Source organism: Nocardia sp. NBC_00508 (genome assembly GCF_036346875.1).
Taxonomy (GTDB): domain Bacteria; phylum Actinomycetota; class Actinomycetes; order Mycobacteriales; family Mycobacteriaceae; genus Nocardia.
This window is the reverse complement of record NZ_CP107852.1, coordinates 2,696,101-2,716,345: the sequence shown is the minus strand read 5'-3', so window position 1 is coordinate 2,716,345 and position 20,245 is coordinate 2,696,101. Positions and strand designations below refer to the sequence as shown.

Annotated in this window: 1 protein-coding gene; it reads left to right on the top strand. The window is 67.1% G+C overall.

Annotated features, from left to right (window positions below; genetic code table 11):
- Positions 1–61 precede the first annotated feature (61 nt).
- Positions 62–20,104: a non-ribosomal peptide synthase/polyketide synthase gene (locus OHA40_RS11890; RefSeq protein ID WP_330233106.1), complete on the top strand. Its 20,043-nt coding sequence runs from the start codon at positions 62–64 to the stop codon at positions 20,102–20,104.
- Positions 20,105–20,245 lie beyond the last annotated feature (141 nt).

Here is a 20,245-nt window from a genome sequence, read left to right as displayed (position 1 = left end):
ATACTTCATTGGTTCGGGTAGCCGACAGACCGTGCACTTCTGCTGGCGTTGGGGTACCCGCATGACCCGCCCGGCACGGGTGCGGCCCAACCGGACCCGGCGGCCTCGGGTCACCACATTGCCGCAGTTGCTGGCGATGGCGGTGGAGACGAATCCGGACGGCGTCGCTGTCGTCCAGGCTGCGGAATGGGTCGGCGGCCGTGCCGATGGCCCGGTCGAGTCGGCGGCGCGAATGAGCTACGCCGAGTTGGATGCCCGCTCGACGAGGTTCGCTCGCTTGTTGCTCGAGCGTGGGATCGGTCCCGAAGACTTGGTCGCCGTGGGTATTCCGCGCTCGATCGAGTCGGTGGTGGCGCTGTGGGCAGTCGCCAAGACCGGCGCGGGTTTCGTGCCGGTGGATCCGGACGATGCGCCGGACCTGGTCGAGCAGATGATCTCCGATGCCGGTGTGGTGTCCGGGCTGACGGTCGGGGCAGTGCGTGACCGGCTGCCCGGACAGGTGACCTGGCTGGTCGTCGACGAGCCGGAGTTCGAGCGCACGCTTGCGAACTACTCGGCGGATGTCGTGACTCACATCGATCGGGTGCGTCCGTTGCAGGCCGAGCATCCGGCGTATGTCGTCTACCCGCCGAATTCGACCGGCCATCCGGAGCGGACGGTGGTCACACAGGCCGAATTGTCCGGTTTCTGTGATGCGCAGCGGGAGCGTTACCGGATGACGCCGCAAGCGCGCACCCTGCACTTCGTCGCACCGTCGTCCGACCAGTTGGTGCTCGAGTTGCTGCTGGCCGTGAGCAGTGCGGCGACGATCGTCGTTGCTACCGGTTTCGATGGTGCAGGGCTGGCGGGACTGCTGCGTCGGGAACACGTGACGCATCTGTTCGGCACGCCTGCGACTCTCGCTGCACCCGACCCGTCCGGATTGGATGAGCTGCGTGTTGTCGTCGCCACCGGCGAAGCGAGCCCGCCGGATCTGGTCCGCCGCTGGGTAGCTGCGGACGCGGGCGGTGCGCGGCTCTTCTTCAACGGTCCTGAGCAGGCCGAGCCCGCTGACTCGGCGGCTACCCTCGTCGATCTGTTCAACGCGCGGGTGTCGGCGTCCCCTGAGTCGGTGGCGATCGTCGACCGGTCCGTTCCCGATGGGGAGTCCCTGAGCTACGCCGAGTTCGGTGCCCGCGTCCATCGGCTGGCGCGGCGGTTGATCGATGCGGGTGTCGGCCCGGAAACCCTTGTGGCGCTTGGTATGCGACGTTCGGTGGACCTGGTTGTCGCCGTGTATGCGGTGCAGCAGGCGGGTGCCGGATATGTCCCGCTCGACCTCGATCAGCCGGTCGATCGCGTGCGGTACGTGCTCGAGTCGGCGGCGCCGGTGTGTGTGCTGACCACCTCCCGCGATGGTTTCGACGGCGCCGGAGTGACCACCCTGTCGCTGGACGAGCTGGATTTGTCCGGTTATTCGGGCGAGCCGGTGGCCGACGCGGAACGGATCGCTCCTTTGCGTCCGGCGCATCCGGCTTATGTGATCTTCACCTCGGGTTCGACCGGTCGCCCGAAGGGCGTCGCGGTTCCGCATGCCGCGGCGGTCAACCAGATTCGCTGGATCACCGGTGCGTACGGGATCGGTGTCGACGACGTGGTGTTGTTCAAGACGCCTGCGACGTTCGATGTGTCGGTCTGGGAGTTGTTCGGTCCGGTGACCACCGGTGGCCGGATGGTGGTGGCGAGCCCGGACGGCCATCGCGATCCGGGGTATCTGGCCGAGGTGATCGCGGCCGAGCGCATCACCATGACCTCGTTCGTGCCATCGATGCTGACCGTCTTCGCGAGCAGCGCCGCCACGGCCGGTGCCGAGGGACTCGGCTCGCTGCGAGCGCTGCTCATCGCAGGTGAGGCGTTCACCTCCGACGCTGTCAAGGCGATCCGCCGGGTGAGTTCGGCCGCGCTGTACAACCTGTACGGCCCAACGGAATTCACCGTCCACGCCACCCACGCTCCGGTCGCCGACGACGTGACGGGTGCGGTCCCGATCGGCCTTCCGGTGTCGAATACGCAGGCATACGTCCTGGATTCGCGGCTTCATCCGGTGCCGTCGGGCGTCGCGGGCGAGTTGTACCTGGCGGGCGCGCAATTGGCGCGCGGCTATTTCGGTCGTACCGACCTGACCGCGGATCGATTCGTGGCCAACCCGTTCGGTGCACCGGGCAGCCGGATGTACCGCACCGGCGACCTCGTCTCCGCCGACGCGACCGGTTCGCTCACCTTCATCGGCCGCACCGACTTCCAGGTCAAGCTGCGTGGTCTGCGAATCGAGCTGGGTGAGATCGAATCCGCATTGCGGTCGCACGATTCGGTCGCGCAGTCGGTGGCGATCGTCAGGTCCGACGCGCGCCTCGGCGATCAGCTCGTCGCTTACGTCGTGCGTGCGCAGCGACCCGACGACCCGAGTGGCGAGCAGTCGTACCTGGACGAGTTGCGGACGCACGTGGCCGCGCGGCTGCCCTCCTACATGGTGCCCACGGCGATCGTGGTGTTGGAAGCGCTGCCGCTGAGCCCGAACGGCAAGCTGGATCGCCGCGCGCTGCCCGAACCCGTTGCCCAGGAACGCGAATTCCGCGCGCCGTCCACTCCGCTCGAGCAGCTCGTCGCGACCACGTTCGCTGACGTGCTCGGGGTAAGTGCGGACCGCCCGGTGGGTGCGGACGACGATTTCTTCGACCTCGGCGGCAACTCGCTGCTGGCCACTCAGATGATCGCTCGGCTCGGCGCGGCACTCGACACCCGCATGCCCGCTCGGGTGATCTTCGAGGCGTCCACTGTCGAGGCACTCGCGGCACGTCTGACCTCGTTGCAGGGCACAGGTGGCCGTCGTGCGCTGGTACCGGTGCCGCGAGACGGCGAGACGGCACAGCCGATCCCGCTGTCGCTGGCGCAGCAGCGGATGTGGTTCCTCAACCAGTTCGACCCGGCCTCGGCGGCGAACAACATTCCGTTCGCCGTCCGGCTGTCCGGAGCGCTGGACGTGGCGGCCTTGCAGGCGGCGGTCGCCGATCTGGTCGATCGGCACGAGACGTTGCGCACCGTGTATCCGGCGCTGGACGGCACCGGCTATCAGCAGATTCTGCCTGCTGACCAGGCGGTTCCAGACCTGGCGGCACAGTGGATGGCCGAGGCCGACCTCCCGGGATGGCTGCTCGATGTCGCGTCGGCCGGTTTCGACGTGACCGCGCGGGTCCCGTTGCGCATCGCCCTCGCCGAACTCGTGCCGGGCGCGGACTCCGCGGACAGTCACCCTCGCACCGCCGAGCACGTCCTTGCCGTCGTGGTTCACCACATCGCCGCCGACGGTGCGTCCATCGCGCCGATGGTCCGGGATCTGATGGTCGCGTACTTGGCCCGGGTCGACGGCGCCGCGCCGGGCTGGGCGGCACTGCCGGTGCAGTATGCGGATTATACGGTCTGGCAGCGCGCGGTTCTCGGTGACGAGTCCGATCCCGAGTCGGTGGCCGCGACCCAAATCGACTACTGGCGTACGGCTTTGCATGGCATCCCGGACCGACTGGAGCTGCCCGCGGACCGTCCTCGTCCGAACGTCGCCACCGGCCGGGGCGCGGAGTTCTCGTTCGAGATCCCCGCCGAGATCCACACCGAGCTGAGCGAGCTGGCGCACCGCACGGGCGCCTCGCTGTTCATGGTGGTACACGCCGCGTTCGCGGTGTTGCTCGGCCGGCTGTCTGGTAGCGACGACGTCACCATCGGTACGCCGGTCGCCGGACGTGGTGAGCGTGAACTCGATGAACTGATCGGCATGTTCGTCAACACCCTGGTGTTGCGGAGCCGGGTCGATCCCGGCGCTTCGTTCGCCGAACTGCTCGCTGCCACCAAGGAGACGGATCTGGCGGCGCTCTCGCATGCCGAGTTGCCGTTCGAACGACTGGTGGAGGTGCTCGACCCGGTTCGGTCGCAAGCGCATCACCCGCTGTTCCAGGTCGCGCTGTTCTTCCAGAACCTGGATTCCCCGCGGCTGGAATTGCCCGGCCTGACCGCGACCGGCGTCGAGCTCGCAGGCGCGCAGGCCAAATTCGATCTTCAGCTGACCGTGGTGCCGCGCCAGGACGACGATGCCGCGGCCGGTCTGTCGGCGATGTTCACCTATGCCACCGATCTGTTCGACGAATCCACGATCGCGGAGTTCGCGGCGCGGTTGCAGCGGCTGCTCGCCGCCGTGGCGACGGATCCGGCCCAGGTCATCGGGGACATCGACCTGCTCGCGCCGGCCGAGCGGGAACGGATTCTGGTCGGCTGGAACGACACCGGCAACCCGGTCGCCGCCGAGCTGCTGCTCGATGGCTATCGCGGGGCAGTGGCGGCTGACCCGGATGCCGTCGCACTGGTCTACGAGGGTGTCTCGCTCACCTATCGTGAGTTCGATGAGCGCGTCAACCAGCTTGCGCGGCTGTTGATTTCACGGGGTGTGGGTGCGGAGTCGCTGGTGGGGCTGGCGATTCGGCGTTCGGTCGATCTGGTGGTCGGTATCTATGCCATCGTGACGGCCGGCGGTGCGTATGTGCCGCTGGATCCCGATCATCCCGATGATCGGATCGCGCACATTCTCGACACGGCACAGCCCGCGTGTGTGCTGACGAGGTCCGCGGACGCGGTGCCGGTCCCGCCCGGGACTGCGGTGCTCCATGTCGACTCCCCGGAGCTGGATCACCTCGACGGCGCTCCGGTGCGCGCCGAGGAGCTGCTGCGGCCGGTCCTCCCGCAGCACCCGGCGTATGTCATCTTCACGTCGGGCTCGACGGGCCGGCCCAAGGGTGTGGCCGTTTCGCACGCGGCCATCAACAATCAGATCGAGTGGATGCTGGCCGAGTATCCGCTGAGCCCCGATGACGTGTATCTGCAGAAGACCGCGACGACGTTCGATGTGTCGTTGTGGGGGTTCTTCATGCCGCTGCGGGTCGGAGCGAAGCTCGTGGTGGCCACTCCGGATGGACATCGGGACCCCGCTTACGTCGCGGAAACCATTGTCGCGCACGGGGTGACGGTCACCGACTTCGTGCCATCGATGTTGACGGTGTTCGCCGCGCATACCGCCCCCGGCGCCTGCCCGAGTCTGGCGCACATCTTCGTGATCGGTGAGGCATTGCCGCCGGAGACGGTGGCCGCCGTCAACGCCGTGTCCGATGCTCGAGTGCACAATCTGTACGGGCCGACCGAGGCGGCGGTGTCGGTGACGTACTGGCCCGCCGATGGTACGGATGAGCGATCGGTGCCGATCGGGTTGCCGCAGTGGAACACGCGGGTCTACGTCCTCGATTCCCGGTTGCGTCCGGTGCCGGCGGGGGTGGCTGGAGAACTGTATTTGGCCGGTGACCAGCTTGCCCGCGGGTATGTTCGCCGTCCGGATCTGACCGCGGACCGATTCGTCGCCAATCCGTTCGGAACCGGTGAACGGATGTACCGGACCGGCGATCTGGTGGTCTGGCGTGCGGCTGCCGGGGATCTGCCGCAGCGGCTCGATTACCTCGGTCGCACCGATTTCCAGGTGAAGTTCCGTGGCCAGCGGATCGAGCTGGGCGAGATCGAAACGGCTTTGCTGGCCCAGCCCTCGGTGAGTCAGGCCGTGGCGCTGGTGGCGCCGTCGGCGCTGGGGGATCAGCTGGTCGGGTATGTGGTTCCCGCGCCGGGGTGGTCGGTCGAGCCTGCGGAGTTGTTGGCCAGGATCGGTGAAACGCTTCCGGCGTACATGGTCCCGGCCACGATCGTCGCGTTGGATGCTTTCCCGTTGAACCCGAGCGGGAAGCTGGATCGTAGAGCGCTGCCGGAGCCGACCTTCGGCACTCGCGAATTCCGCGCTCCCGCAACACCGGTGGAAGAGATCGTCGCCGGTGTCTTCGGTGAGGTGCTGGGGCTGAGCCGGGTCGGCGCCGACGACGATTTCTTCGCCCTCGGCGGCAACTCCCTGGTCGCCACGCAGGTGGTGGCGCGGTTGGGCGCCGCGGTGAGCGCCCGGATTCCGGTGCGGACGCTATTCGAGTCGTCGACCGTCGCGGACCTGGCGGCGGCGATCGAGTCGCACGTTCATGCCGACCGCCATGTCGAACTGGGCGCCCTCGTGCGGCCGGAGCAATTGCCGTTGTCCTTGGCGCAGCGGCGGATGTGGTTCCTGAACCGGTTCGATCAGGTCGATGACGACCCGGCGGCCGCATCGGGCTCGGCGGCCTACAACCTGCCGTTCGCGCTTCGGTTGACCGGGCTGCTCGACGTGGCGGCGCTGGGTGCGGCGCTCGACGACGTGGTGGCGCGGCACGAGGTGCTGCGCACTGTGTATCCAGAGGGTCCGGTGGACTCGGGCGCGGATGGTCCCGTGCAGGTCATCCTGCCCGCCGGACAGGTGGAACTTGATGTCGCGCCGGAGCGGATGACCGAATCCGAGGTCGCGACGGCCGTGTACGCCCTGGCGTCGACGCCGTTCGATGTGACCTCCGAGGTGCCGGTGCGGGTGCGGCTGCTGGAGATCGATGGACGCGCGCCCGGGTCGCCACCCGAGCACGTCCTCGCTGTCGTGGTGCACCACATCGCCGCCGACGCCTCGTCGATGGGGCCGCTGGTACGCGACGTGATGGTGGCGTATGCCGCGCGGAGCGCGGGTGCCGCCCCGGCGTGGACACCACTGCCGGTCCAGTACGCCGACTACGCGCTCTGGCAGCGAGCCGTGCTCGGCGACGAATCCGATCCCGAGTCCATTGCCGCACAACAGATCGCGTACTGGCGCGGGCACCTCGCTGAGCTCCCCGACCTGCTGGAGCTGCCCACCGACCGGCCGAGGCCCGCTGTGGCATCGATGGCCGGTGGACGGGTCGAGGTGTCGGTGGATGCCGCCACGCACGCCGGACTCGTGCGACTGGCACGCGCCAACGGCGCCACCCTCTTCATGGTCGTGCATACCGCGCTCGCGGTACTGCTCGCGCGGCTGTCCGGTTCCGGTGATATCGCGATCGGAACTCCGGTGGCGGGTCGTGGTGAGCGTGAACTAGACGATCTGATCGGTATGTTCGTCAATACCGTGGTGTTCCGGACCCAGCTGTCGGGCGGCGACTCGTTCACCGAAGTGTTGGCGCGGCAACGGGAAACCGATCTGCAAGCGTTCGCGAATGCCGATATTCCGTTCGAGCGCCTGGTGGAAGTGCTCAACCCGCGACGCTCGACCGCGCATCACCCGCTGTTCCAGGTCGGTTTGTCGTTCCAGAACCTGGCGCGGACCGCCCTGGAGTTGCCCGGCTTGACCATCGCCGGGGTGGAAGCGGATCTGAACGTATCGCAGTTCGATCTGCATCTGATCGTGAGCGATGCCTACGACGAGGCCGGTGACGCGGCGGGTATCGGTGGCTACTTCACCTACGCCACAGACCTTTTCGACGCGGCAACGGTGCAGGGCTTCGCCAAGCGGTTGTCGCGCATTCTCGCCGCCGTTGTGGCGGACGCGACGACACCGGTCGGGGATGTCGAGATTCTCGAGACAGCCGAACGGATGGAAGTGCTGTCGGTGTGGAATGCCACCGACCGAGTGATCGATCCCGCTGTGCTGCTCGGCAGTGCGCGGCCGGAGTTGTCCGGGCATCATGAGTCCACGCCGGTGGCATCGGCCGGGACGACGCTGGCGACGTTGTTGGATTCCGCCGTCGCCGCGGGGCCGGATGCCGTCGCGCTGGTTGCCGACGTCCAGCACTCGGGCGGCGATCGTCAGGAACTGACCTACACGGAGCTGGACGAGCGGGTCAACCGTTTGGCCCGCTACCTGGTCGCGGAAGGTGTCGGCCCGGAGTCGCGGGTGGCGCTGGCGTTGCGCCGGTCGGTGGACCTGGTAGTGGCGATGTACGCGGTGGCGCGGGCCGGTGGTGCGTATGTGCCCGTGGACCCGGACCAGCCCGCCGAACGGACCGACTACATCCTCGAGACGGTGGCACCGGTCTGTGTATTGACCAATGCCGACGCGGGTTTCGCCTCCGCTGCCGCGCCTGTGGTGCGCTTGGACGGGATCGACCTCGCCGAGCTATCCGCCGCGGCGGTCACCGACGGTGAGCGGGTGGCGCCGTTGCGCCCGGAGAACACCGCGTATGTGATCTTCACATCGGGTTCGACGGGTCGCCCCAAGGGTGTCGCCGTGTCGCACGGCGCGATCGTGAACCAGTTGCTGTGGAAGTCGTTCGAGTTCGGACTCGACGACGATGATGTGGTGCTGTTGAAGACGGCGGCGACGTTCGACCTGTCGGTGTGGGAGTTCTGGTCGGCGGCGGTATGCCGGGGCCGATTGGTGCTCGCGGCGCCGGACGGGCACCGTGATCCGGCGTATCTGAACGACCTGATGGCCCGTGAATCGGTGACCACCTTGCATGTGGTGCCGTCCATGCTCGAGGCATTGCTCGCCACCGCGGACAAGGACATCCCGCCGGGCGCGCTGCGGCGAGTGCTGGCGATCGGCGAGGCGTTGCCCGCCGAGACGGCGAAGCGCTTCCAGATCGCGAACCCGAAGGTGGCGCTGTTCAATCTGTATGGGCCGACCGAGGCGGCGGTGTCCATTACCTGCCATTCGGTCAGTGATGCCGATCGGGTGTCGGTGCCGATCGGCGCACCGGCATGGAACAGCAGGGTGTACGTCCTCGACGCGCGGTTGCATCCGGTGCCGGTGGGCGTTCCCGGTGAGTTGTATCTGGCGGGTGCGCAGTTGGCGCGCGGCTATCTGGGGCGTGCCGATCTGACCGCGGATCGGTTTGTGGCCAATCCCTTCGGGCACGGGACACGGATGTACCGCACCGGTGATCTGGTGGCGTGGAATCGTGACGGCGAGTTGGAGTATCAGGGCCGCACGGACTTCCAGGTGAAGATTCGTGGTTTCCGCATCGAACTCGGAGAGATCGAGGCGGCGCTGCGCGCCCACTCGGAGGTCGCGCAGACGGCAGTGATCGCGAAGTCGGATCAGCAGACCGGTGACCGTCTGGTCGCGTACCTGGTGCCCGCCGATTCCGATGCGGGTGTGGACGTGGCACAGGTGAAGTCGGTATTGGCCGCGGCCCTGCCGTCGTACATGGTGCCTTCGGCGTTTGTGGTGTTGGACGCGTTGCCGTTGAACGTGAACGGCAAGCTGGACCGGAAGGCGTTGCCGGAGCCGGAGTTCGAGGCGCAGGTGTTTCGTGCGCCATCGACGCCGATCGAGGAGATCGTTGCTTCGGTGTATGCCGAGGTGCTCGGTATCGGGCGGGTCGGCGCTGACGACGATTTCTTCGCACTCGGCGGGAACTCGCTGCTGGCGACGCAGGTCGCGGCACGGCTCGGTAAGGCGTTGGATGCCAGGGTGCCGGTGCGTGTCCTGTTCGAGGCAGCGACGGTTGCGGGGCTGGCCCTTCGGGTGGAGCAGCACGCGGGAGCGGGCGGTCGCCAGGAATTGGTGGCGGGTGCACGACCGGACCGGATTCCGTTGTCGCTGGCGCAGCAGCGGATGTGGTTCCTGAACCAGTTCGACACCGAGTCCGCGGCGTACAACGTGCCTATCGCGGTGCGGCTGACCGGGGCGCTCGATATTGCCGCGTTGCAGCAGGCGGTGTCGGATGTCGTGGTGCGGCACGAGGTTCTGCGCACCATCTACCCGCAGCTCGGGGTGGGTTCGGGGGATGCGGGTGCAGCCGGTCCGGTCCAGGTCATCCTGCCGCCGAGCCAGGCAGTGCCGCGCTTGGACGTCCGATCGGTGGCGCCGGAGGATATCGAATCCGCCGTGGCGGCCTTGACGTCGACGATCTTCGATGTGACCACCGAGGTGCCGGTTCGGGTCGCGTTGTTCCAGGTCGCATCGGCCGATTCGCACGCTCTGTCCGCGGGTTCCGCTGGTATGCGGTCGGCGCGTCCCACTGATTCCGAGCCCGCGGAATATGTGCTGGCGATGGTAGTGCATCACATTTCCTGTGATGGTTCGTCGGTGGGCCCATTGACGCGGGATCTGATGACGGCGTATGCGGCTCGCTCGATGGGGGATGCACCGAATTTCGCGCCGTTGCAGGTGCAGTACGCGGATTACAGCATCTGGCAGCGTGAGCTGCTCGGTAGCGAGGATGATCCGGAGTCGTTGTCCGCTAGGCAGGTTGCTTATTGGAAGCAGGCGTTGGCGGAGTTGCCGGATCAGTTGGATCTGCCGTCGGATCGGCCGCGTCCTGCGGTGCAGTCGTTTGCGGGTGGCAAGGTCGAGTTGCGGGTGGACGCCCAGACCCACCAAGCCCTCATCGAGTTGGCGCGTGCGGAGGGCGCGACGCTGTTCATGGTCGTGCACACCGCGCTGGCGGTGCTGCTGGCTCGGTTGTCCGGGACTGATGACATCGCGATCGGTACGCCGATGGCGGGTCGTGGTGAAGCCGCCCTGGATGATCTGATCGGTATGTTCGTCAACACCCTGGTGTTCCGGACCCGAGTGGATGCGAATGAGGCGTTCACCGATTTGTTGGCCCGTCAGCGTGAGACCGATATTCAGGCGTTCGCTAATGCTGATGTGCCGTTCGAGCGTTTGGTGGAGGTGCTCAACCCGGTCCGTTCGACCGCGCGGCATCCGTTGTTCCAGGTTGGTTTGTCGTTTCAGAACCTTGCGCAAGCCGCGCTGGAACTGCCGGGCTTGGGTGTGTCGGGGCTGGATGTCGACACCGAGCTGTCGCAGTTCGACCTGCACTTGATCGCCGCCGATCACTATGGCGATGGGGGCGAACCACTTGGTGTCACTGGCGTATTCACCTATGCGACTGACATGTTCGATCGCGATACGGTGCAGGGCTTTGTGGATCGGTTCGCGCGTTTGCTGGGTGAGATCATCGCCGCGCCGCGCACGCCGGTGGGTGACCTCGAACTGCTCGACGCCGTGGAGCGGATGGAGTTGGTCGTCGGCCGTAATGCGACCGGTTCCATGCTGGATTCGACGGCGACGTTGGTGTCGTTGTTGGATGCCACCGTCGCGGCGGATCCGAAGGCCGTGGCACTGGTCGGTGACGATCCGGCTGGTGCCGGCCGGGTGGAGTTGACGTACGCCGAGTTGGATGCCCGGGTCAACCGTTTGGCACGCTCTCTGATCGCGGAAGGCGTCGGCCCGGAAGCGCGGGTGGCGCTGGCTCTGCGCCGGTCGGTGGATCTCGTGGTCGCCATGTACGCGGTCGCGAAAGCCGGTGCTGCGTATGTGCCGATCGATCCGGATCATCCGGCTGAGCGGACCGAATACATTCTCGAGACGGCGGCACCGGTGTGTGTGCTGACCAACGCCGATGCGCAGTTCGATACCGATGTTGCGCGGCTGGTGCGGATCGATGAACTCGACCTGGCTGCCGTGGCTGCCTCTCCGGTCACTGATGTTGATCGGGTTGGGCAGTTGCGTCCGGAGAACACTGCGTACGTGATCTTCACTTCCGGTTCGACTGGTCGCCCGAAGGGTGTCGCGGTCTCGCATGGGGCGATTGCGAATCAGTTGCAGTGGAAGATCATCGAATTCGGTCTCGACGCCGCGGACGCGGTCCTGTTGAAGACTGCGGCGACGTTCGACTTGTCGGTGTGGGAGTTCTGGACGGCGGCTGTGTGTGGTGGCCGCTTGGTCATCGCGGCACCGGACGGGCATCGGGATCCGGCGTATCTGAACGAGTTGATGGCTCGGGAATGGGTGACCACCCTGCACGTGGTGCCCTCGATGCTGGATGCTTTGTCGACTGCGGGGATGCCGAACTCGTTGTGGCGGGTGCTGGCGATCGGTGAGGCTTTGCCGGGTGCGGTCGCGCAAAGGGTGCTGCGGGAGTACCCGCGTACCGAGTTGTTCAACTTGTATGGTCCGACCGAGGCGGCGGTGTCGATCACCAGCCACCGGGTGACCCTCGCAGATGAGGTGTCGGTGTCGATCGGTGCGCCGGAGTGGAACAGCCAGGTGTACGTGCTGGACTCGCGTCTGCGTCCGGTGCCGGATGGTGTCTCGGGTGAGTTGTATCTGGCGGGTGCGCAGCTGGCGCGCGGTTATTTCGGACGCGCGGATCTGACGGCGGATCGGTTCGTGGCGAATCCGTTCGAGCCTGGTGTGCGGATGTATCGCACGGGTGACTTGGTCGCGTGGAACAGCAGCGGTGAGCTGGAGTACCGGGGTCGTACAGATTTCCAGGTGAAGATTCGTGGGTTCCGTATCGAGTTGGGTGAGATCGAAGCAGCCCTGTTGGCGCTGCCGCAGATCGCGCAGACCGCGGTGATCGCGAAGTCCGATCCGAAGACCGGTGACCGGCTGGTCGCCTACCTTGTCCCTGCCGATGCCGATGCCGATGCCGATGCCGATGCCGATGCCGATGCCGATGCCGATGCCGATGCCGATGCCGATGCCGATGCCGATGTGGGTGTGGGTGTGGGTGTCGATGTCGCTGAGGTGAAGTCGGCGCTGTCCGCGGGTTTGCCGTCGTACATGGTGCCGTCGGCGTTTGTGGTGTTGGACGCTCTGCCGTTGAACGTCAATGGCAAGCTGGATCGCAAGGCGTTGCCGGAGCCGGAGTTCGAGGTTCAGGCGTTCCGTGCGCCGTCCACGCCGATCGAGGAGATCGTGGCGTCGGTGTACGCCGAGGTGCTCGGTGTCGAACGCGTCGGTGCGGATGACGACTTCTTTGCCTTGGGTGGTAATTCGTTGTTGGCGACGCAGGTCGCGGCGCGGATCGGTGCGGGGTTGGATGCGCGTGTTCCGGTGCGTGTGTTGTTCGAGGCGTCGACGGTGGCTGGTTTGGCGGCGAAGGTGGAGCAGCATGCGGGTGCTGGTGGTCGCCGCGCTCTGGTGGCTGGTCCGCGTCCGGAGCAGATTCCGTTGTCGTTGGCGCAGCAGCGGATGTGGTTCCTCAACCAGTTCGACACCGCCTCCGCGGTCAACAACATCCCCGTCGCGATCCGGCTGACCGGCGAACTGGACGTCGCGGCGCTGCACTCAGCGATCACGGATATGGTTGCGCGGCACGAGATTCTGCGCACGATCTACCCGCAGACCTCCGATGGACCGGTGCAACGGATCCTGGCGCCGCACGAGGTGCCGGTCGATGTCACACCGGTGCCGCTCGGCCCGGACCGCGTCGCCCTGGAGGTGCATCGGGCTGTTGTCGCCGGTTTCGACGTCACGGTGGAAGTTCCGTTCCGTGCCGAGTTGTTCCAGCTCGGCGGAACCGAATACATCCTGGTGTTCGTGGCGCACCACATCAGCGCGGACGGCTGGTCGATGGGGCCGCTCGTCCGTGATCTGATGCTGGCCTATGTCGCCCGCAGCGGCGGTGTGGCACCCGGCTGGGCCCCGTTGCCGGTGCAGTACGCGGATTTCAGCATCTGGCAGCGTGAGGTGCTCGGTTCGGAAACCGATCCGCAGAGCCTGATCTCGCAGCAAGCCGAATACTGGCGGGCCGCGCTGGCCGGTCTGCCCGACGAGCTCAACCTGCCCACCGACCGGCCCCGCCCGGTCGCGCAGTCGTTCGCCGGCGGCAAGATCGATTTCACCATCGACGCCCAGGTGCACGCAGGGCTGACCCGGCTGGCTCGCGAGCACAACGCGACGATGTTCATGGTCGTGCACGCCGCGCTGGCGCTGTTCCTGGCCCGCATGTCGGGTACCGGTGACATCGCCATCGGCACTCCGATCGCGGGCCGCGGCGAGGCCGAACTGGACGACGTGATCGGCATGTTCGTCAACACCCTGGTACTGCGCACGGATGTGCGCGGCGAGGACGCCTTCGGTGACCTGCTCGCGCGGGCCAAGGACGCCGACCTGGAGGCATTCGCGCACGCGGACATCCCGTTCGAGCGCCTGGTGGAAATCCTGAACCCGGAACGATCCACCGCGCGGCATCCACTGTTCCAGGTGGCGCTGTCGTTCGAGAACCTGCCGAACGCCGGTTTCGAACTGCCCGGGTTGCGCGTCGAGGCCGTCGATTTCGATGTCGAGACCGCGAAATTCGATCTGTTCCTCACTGTCCGGGAGGCAGGCGATGCTACGGACGGTGTCGGCATGTACGCCGAGTTCTCCTTCGCCCGTGACCTTTTCGATGACGGCACGGTGCGGGTGTTCGCCGAGCGGTTCACCCGCCTACTCGAGGCGATCGTCGCCGCGCCGCACCGTCCGGTCGGCGACCTGCCGATACTGGACAACTCCGAGCGCGGGCTGCTGACCCACGTCCACGGTGACGACGTGCTGGCTCCGGGGCTGCTACCGGATCTCTTGACCCGCGGTGCGCAGCTCAGCCCGGGGCACATCGCGGTGCGCGATCGGGGCCGGTCGATCACCTACCGCAGGCTCGACGAGTACTCGTCGCGATTGGCGCGGGTCCTGATCAAGCGTGGCGTCGGCCCGGAAAAGCTGGTCGCGCTGTCCTTCTCGAGGTCGTACGAGATGGTCGCCGCGGTGTGGGCGGTGGCCAAAGCCGGTGGCGCGTACGTGCCGATCGACCCGGCTTACCCGGCGGATCGGTTGCGGCACATGGTGACCGATTCGCGGGCCGTGATCGGGCTCACCGGCGCCGAGTACGTGGACCGGTTGCCCGACGATGTCGCATGGCTGGTGCTCGACGATCCCGCCACGGAGGAGTTGCTGGCGGATGAGCCCACGACGCCGGTCACCGATGCGGACCGGATCGCGCCGCTGACCGTCCGGCATCCGGCATATGTGATCTACACGTCGGGATCGACGGGTCTGCCGAAGGGCGTCACCGTCACCCACGCCGGGCTGGCGAGCTTGGCCGATTACGCGACCGAGCTGTACGGCATCCAGGCGCAGCACCGGTTCCTGCACGTCTGCTCGCCGAGCTTCGACGTCTCGGTGCTGGAATGGCTGTGCGCGTTCTATAACGGCGCGACCCTGGTGATCGTGCCGCCGACCATCCTGGGTGGTGCGGATCTGGGCGAGCTGCTGCGCGCCGAAGCGGTGACGCACGCGGTGATCACGCCCGCGATGCTCGGCACGGTCGCGCCGGACGGACTGGACGACTTCGAGGTCGTTTCGGTCGCCGGCGATGCCACGACGCCGGAACTGCTGGCGAAATGGCAGCCGGGACGGCGGTACGTCAACGGGTACGGTCCGACCGAGGCGACGATCATCGCGTCGTACGCCACCTTGACCGCCGGACAGCACATCACGATCGGCAAGCCGGTCCACGGCATGTCCGCGCTGGTGCTGGACGCACGGCTCAATCCGGTGCCGCCCGGGGTCGTCGGCGAGCTGTATCTGGCCGGTGGCGCGCTGGCCCGCGGCTACCAGCACCGGATGGGGCTGACCGCGGACCGGTTCGTCGCGAACCCGTGGGGTGAGCCGGGCTCGCGGATGTACCGGACCGGTGACGTGGTGCGGTGGTATGCCGCGCCCGTCGAGCGGACCGGCGAAGCCGTGCCTGGGTCGGATTGGGCACTGGACTACGTCGGTCGCTCGGACTTCCAGGTCAAGATCCGCGGGTTCCGCATCGAACTCGGCGAGATCGACGCGGTGCTCAGCGGCCACGACGATGTCGAGTTCGCGGTCACGCTCGGCCGCGATACGGCCGGTGGAAAAGCGCTCGTGTCCTATGTGCTCGCCGTCCAGGGCCGGTCCATCGATTCCGCGGAGCTCACCGAGCATGCCGCGCGGACTCTGCCGCCGCATATGGTGCCCGCCGCCATCGTGGTACTGGACGAGATTCCGCTGACCCCGGTCGGCAAGCTCGATCGAAAAGCACTGCCCGAGCCCACCTTCGAAAAGGCGGTCTTCCGCGCGCCGACCACGCCGATCGAACAGATCGTCGCCGACACGTTCGCCGACGTGCTCGGGCTCGGCGACGGAGCCGGCTCGAGCTACCTCGGCCGCGATGACGACTTCTTCGCGCTCGGCGGGAACTCGCTGCTGGCCACGCAGGTCGCGGCCCGATTGGGTGCGGCACTGGACGCGCAGGTCCCGGTGCGTTTGTTGTTCGAGGCCGCCACGGTGGCCGGGCTGGCGCGGAAGGTCGAACAGCAGGCGGGTGCCGGTGGGCGCCGTGCGCTGGTGGCCGGTCCGCGCCCGGAGCAGATCCCGCTGTCGCTCGCGCAGCAGCGCATGTGGTTCCTCAACCAGTTCGACACCGAATCGGCGGCCTACAACGTGCCGGTCGCGGTGCGGCTGGCCGGTGACCTCGATGTCCCCGCGCTGCGGGCCGCCATCGGGGACGTGGTCGGCAGGCACGAGATCCTGCGCACCGTCTACCCGCAGACCGACTCCGGCCCGGCGCAGGTGATCCTGCCCCCGGCACAGGCCATCCCGGACCTGGTCGTGCGGACGGTCGCCGCGTCGGACATCGAATCCGCTGTGCTGGAAGTGGTCTCGACCATCTTCGACGTCACCAATGACGTGCCGCTGCGGGTGGAACTGTTCGAGATCGACGATGCGGGAGCCGAGCACGGCTACGTGCTGGCCATGGCCGTGCACCACATCAGTGCCGATGGCTGGTCGGTGGGCCCGCTGACGCGAGATCTGATGGCGGCATACACGGCGCGTTCGAACGGTACGACGCCGAGTTGGGCGCCGCTGCCGGTGCAGTATGCCGATTTCAGCGTCTGGCAGCGGGAGCTGCTCGGCAGCGAGGACGACGCGGATTCGCTTGCGGTCGAGCAGATCTCCTACTGGCAGACCGCGTTGGCGGGCCTGCCGGATCAGTTGGATCTGCCGTCGGATCGCCCGCGCCCGCCCATGCAGTCGTTCGCCGGTGGCAAGGTCGATGTGCACATCGATGCGCAGACCCACCGGGCGTTGATCGAGCTGGCCAGGGCCGAGGGCGCAACCCTGTTCATGGTCGTGCACACCGCGTTCGCGGTGCTGCTGGCCCGGTTGTCGGGAACCGAGGACATCGCGATCGGCACGCCGATAGCCGGTCGTGGCGAGGCCCTCCTGGACGAGCTGATCGGCATGTTCGTCAACACGCTGGTCCTGCGCAGCAGGGTCGATACGGCAGAGTCGTTCGCGGATCTGCTGATTCGCCAGCGCGAAACGGATGTCCAGGCCTTCGCCAATGCCGATGTGCCGTTCGAACGTCTCGTCGAGGTACTGAATCCGGTGCGCTCGACCGCGCGGCATCCGCTGTTCCAGGTGGGTCTGTCGTTCCAGAATCTCGGCAGGGCCTCGCTGGAGCTGCCGGGGCTCTCGGTCGAGACCGTCGCTATCGACACGCAGCTCTCGCAGTTCGATCTGCATCTGATCGTGGCCGACGGCTATGACGAGGACGGAAGCCCGGCGGGCATCGGTGGCTTCATCACCTACGCCACGGACATGTTCGATCGGGACACGGTGCAGCACATCGTCGATCGGCTGTTGCGGATCATCCGCGCCGCGGTGCTGGAACCGACGAAGCCGGTGGGTGACCTGCCCTGGCTGGACGAGACCGAACTGACCGAGCTGGTGTCGGGCCGCAACGCTACCGCTCACCAGGTGGACCGGTCCGCGACGCTGGTGTCGTTGCTCGAGGCATCGGTCGCCGCCACACCCGACGCCATCGCCATCGTCGCCGATGACGGCGCGGGCGCTCGGACACTGACCTACGACGAACTCGACCGTCGCGTCAACCGCCTCACCAGGTACCTGATCGCGCGAGGTATCGGCGTGGAATCGCGGGTAGCGCTGGCCATCGGCCGCTCGGTCGATCTCGTGGTCGCCATGTACGCGGTCACGAAAGCCGGTGCGGTGTATGTACCGATCGATCCGGATCATCCCGCCGAGCGGATCGAGTACATCCTCGCCACCGCGGCCCCGGCGTTCGTGCTGACGACAAGCCGCGACGAAGTGGACGCCGCGGTCATCGAGAGCGCACGCGCGGAGATCGCCGACGGGGTCTCCGCCGATCTGGACGCGGCTGCTGTGGTGCGGATCGACGAACTCGACCTGTCGGACTACGCGGACGGGCCGATCGCTGCCGCCGAACGTCGCGGCGATCTCACTTCGGCCGCCACGGCTTACGTGATCTTCACCTCGGGCTCGACCGGTCGGCCGAAGGGTGTCGCCGTCCCACACGGTGCGATCGTCAACCAGTTGCTCTGGAAGCAAGCCGAGTTCGGGTTGGGATCCGACGACGCGATGCTGTTGAAGACCGCGGCGACGTTCGATCTTTCGGTGTGGGAGTTCTGGTCCGCCGCGGTCTCCGGCGGCCGACTGGTGATCGCGGCTTCGGATGGGCATCGTGATCCGGCGTACCTGGACAACCTCATCCGCGAGACCGCGGTGACCACGCTGCACGTGGTGCCTTCCATGCTCGACGCATTGCTGACCGAATCGGAGGCCCGCTTGCCCGCGTCGTTGCGGCGGGTGCTTGCCATCGGTGAGGCATTGCCCGCCGCGACCGCGCAGCGTTTCCGGTCCGCCGATCCCGAGGTGGCGCTGTACAACCTGTACGGCCCCACCGAGGCGGCGGTGTCCATCACCAGTCATCGGGTGACGAAGGCGGATACGGCTTCGGTGCCGATTGGTGTGCCGGAGTGGAACAGCCAGGTCTACGTGCTCGATTCCCGGTTGCGTCCGGTGCCGGTGGGTGTTTCCGGTGAGTTGTATTTGGCTGGTGCGCAGTTGGCGCGTGGTTATTTCGGTCGTGCGGATTTGACGGCGGATCGGTTCGTGGCGAGTCCGTTCGAGCCGGGTGCGCGGATGTATCGCACTGGTGACTTGGTCGCCTGGAACGGTGCTGGTGAGCTGGAGTATCGGGGTCGTACGGATTTCCAGGTGAAGATTCGTGGTTTCCGTATCGAACTCGGTGAGATCGAGGCGGCGCTGCTGCGCCAGGACGCGGTCGCGGCCGCCGCGGTGGTCGCCCATAGCGATCCGAACGCGGGAGATCGTCTCGTCGCCTATGTCGTCGGCGCCGACGGCGACATCGATACGCAGCGGCTCAGCTCGGCACTCGCCGCGGAACTGCCGTCGTACATGGTGCCGACCACCCTCATCGAGCTGACCGCGCTTCCGCTGAACGCGAATGGCAAGCTCGACCGAGCGGCGTTGCCCAAGCCCGTGCTCGAGCAGGCGCGCTTCCGCGCACCGGTCACGCCCCTGGAACAGGCCGTGGCCGGAGTGTTCGGCGACGTCCTCGGCGTCTCCGAGGTCGGTCTCGACGACGACTTCTTCGGCCTCGGCGGTAATTCCCTGGTCGCGACGCAGGCGGTGAGCCGGTTGCGTCGCGTGACCGGCGCCGAGGTCCGGGTGCAGTGGTTCTTCACCGATTCCACCGTCGCAGGACTCAGCAGCCGGATCGAGACGGCGATCGCACAGGGCTACAGCTTCGGCCCTGATCCCGACGACGGGCTCGGGGTGCTGCTGCCGATCCGGGCGGAGGGGACAGCGGATCCGTTGTTCTGTCTGCATCCGATGTACGGGCTGTCGTGGAGCTACGTGGGTCTCGCCCGGTACCTGCCCGCCGAGCAGCCCATTCTCGGCATCCAGTCGCCTGCGCTTTCGGAAGACGGGTATCTGCCCGGCTCGCTCACCGAGATGGCCCGCCGCTACGCCGCCGAGATCCGGGCGGTGCAGCCGGAGGGACCATACCGGCTGCTCGGCTGGTCGTTGGGCGGCGTCACGGCCCATGCGGTGGCGACCGAGCTGCAGGCGGCAGGCGAACAGGTGGTCCTGCTGGCCATGCTGGACAGCTACCCCGACGTGGATGTCTCCGATTTCCGCGGGGCGATCCGCCAGGGTTTGGCCGAGATCGGTATCGGCGGGGACGCGATCTCCGAGGAAGGTGACATCCACGAGCTCAGCGAGGAGGCGCTGGACTCCTTGCACGCGTCGATTCCGCCCGAGCTGGCCGTGCTGACCAAGGAGCGGTTGCGGCGGATCTATCGCAGTGCGGTGCGTTCGGTCGAACTGATCGCCGAACACCGCCCGCAGGTGTACCACGGCACGCTCGAGTACTTCAGCGCCGGCATCGGCGGCCCGGGCCAGACCGAAGCCGACCTGCGGGCGGCAGCGACCCGATGGCAGCCGTACGTGGTAGGAGACATCGTCGACAGACCCATCAACGCGAATCATCAGCAGATGGCCTCGCCCGAGGCTCTCGCCGAGATCGGTCCCCAGCTCGCGACGTTGCTCGATCCGCCGGAGTAGGTGTGGGCGATCAGGGCGGCACGACGGCGGGGCAGTACCTTCCCGACCTGGCCCTGGAACGGCCGCGCTACCGCAGCGCGAGCCGCTTCGGCGGGCTCGGCCGCCACTTGGCCGGGCACTGCCGACTTCGTGGCCCGAATC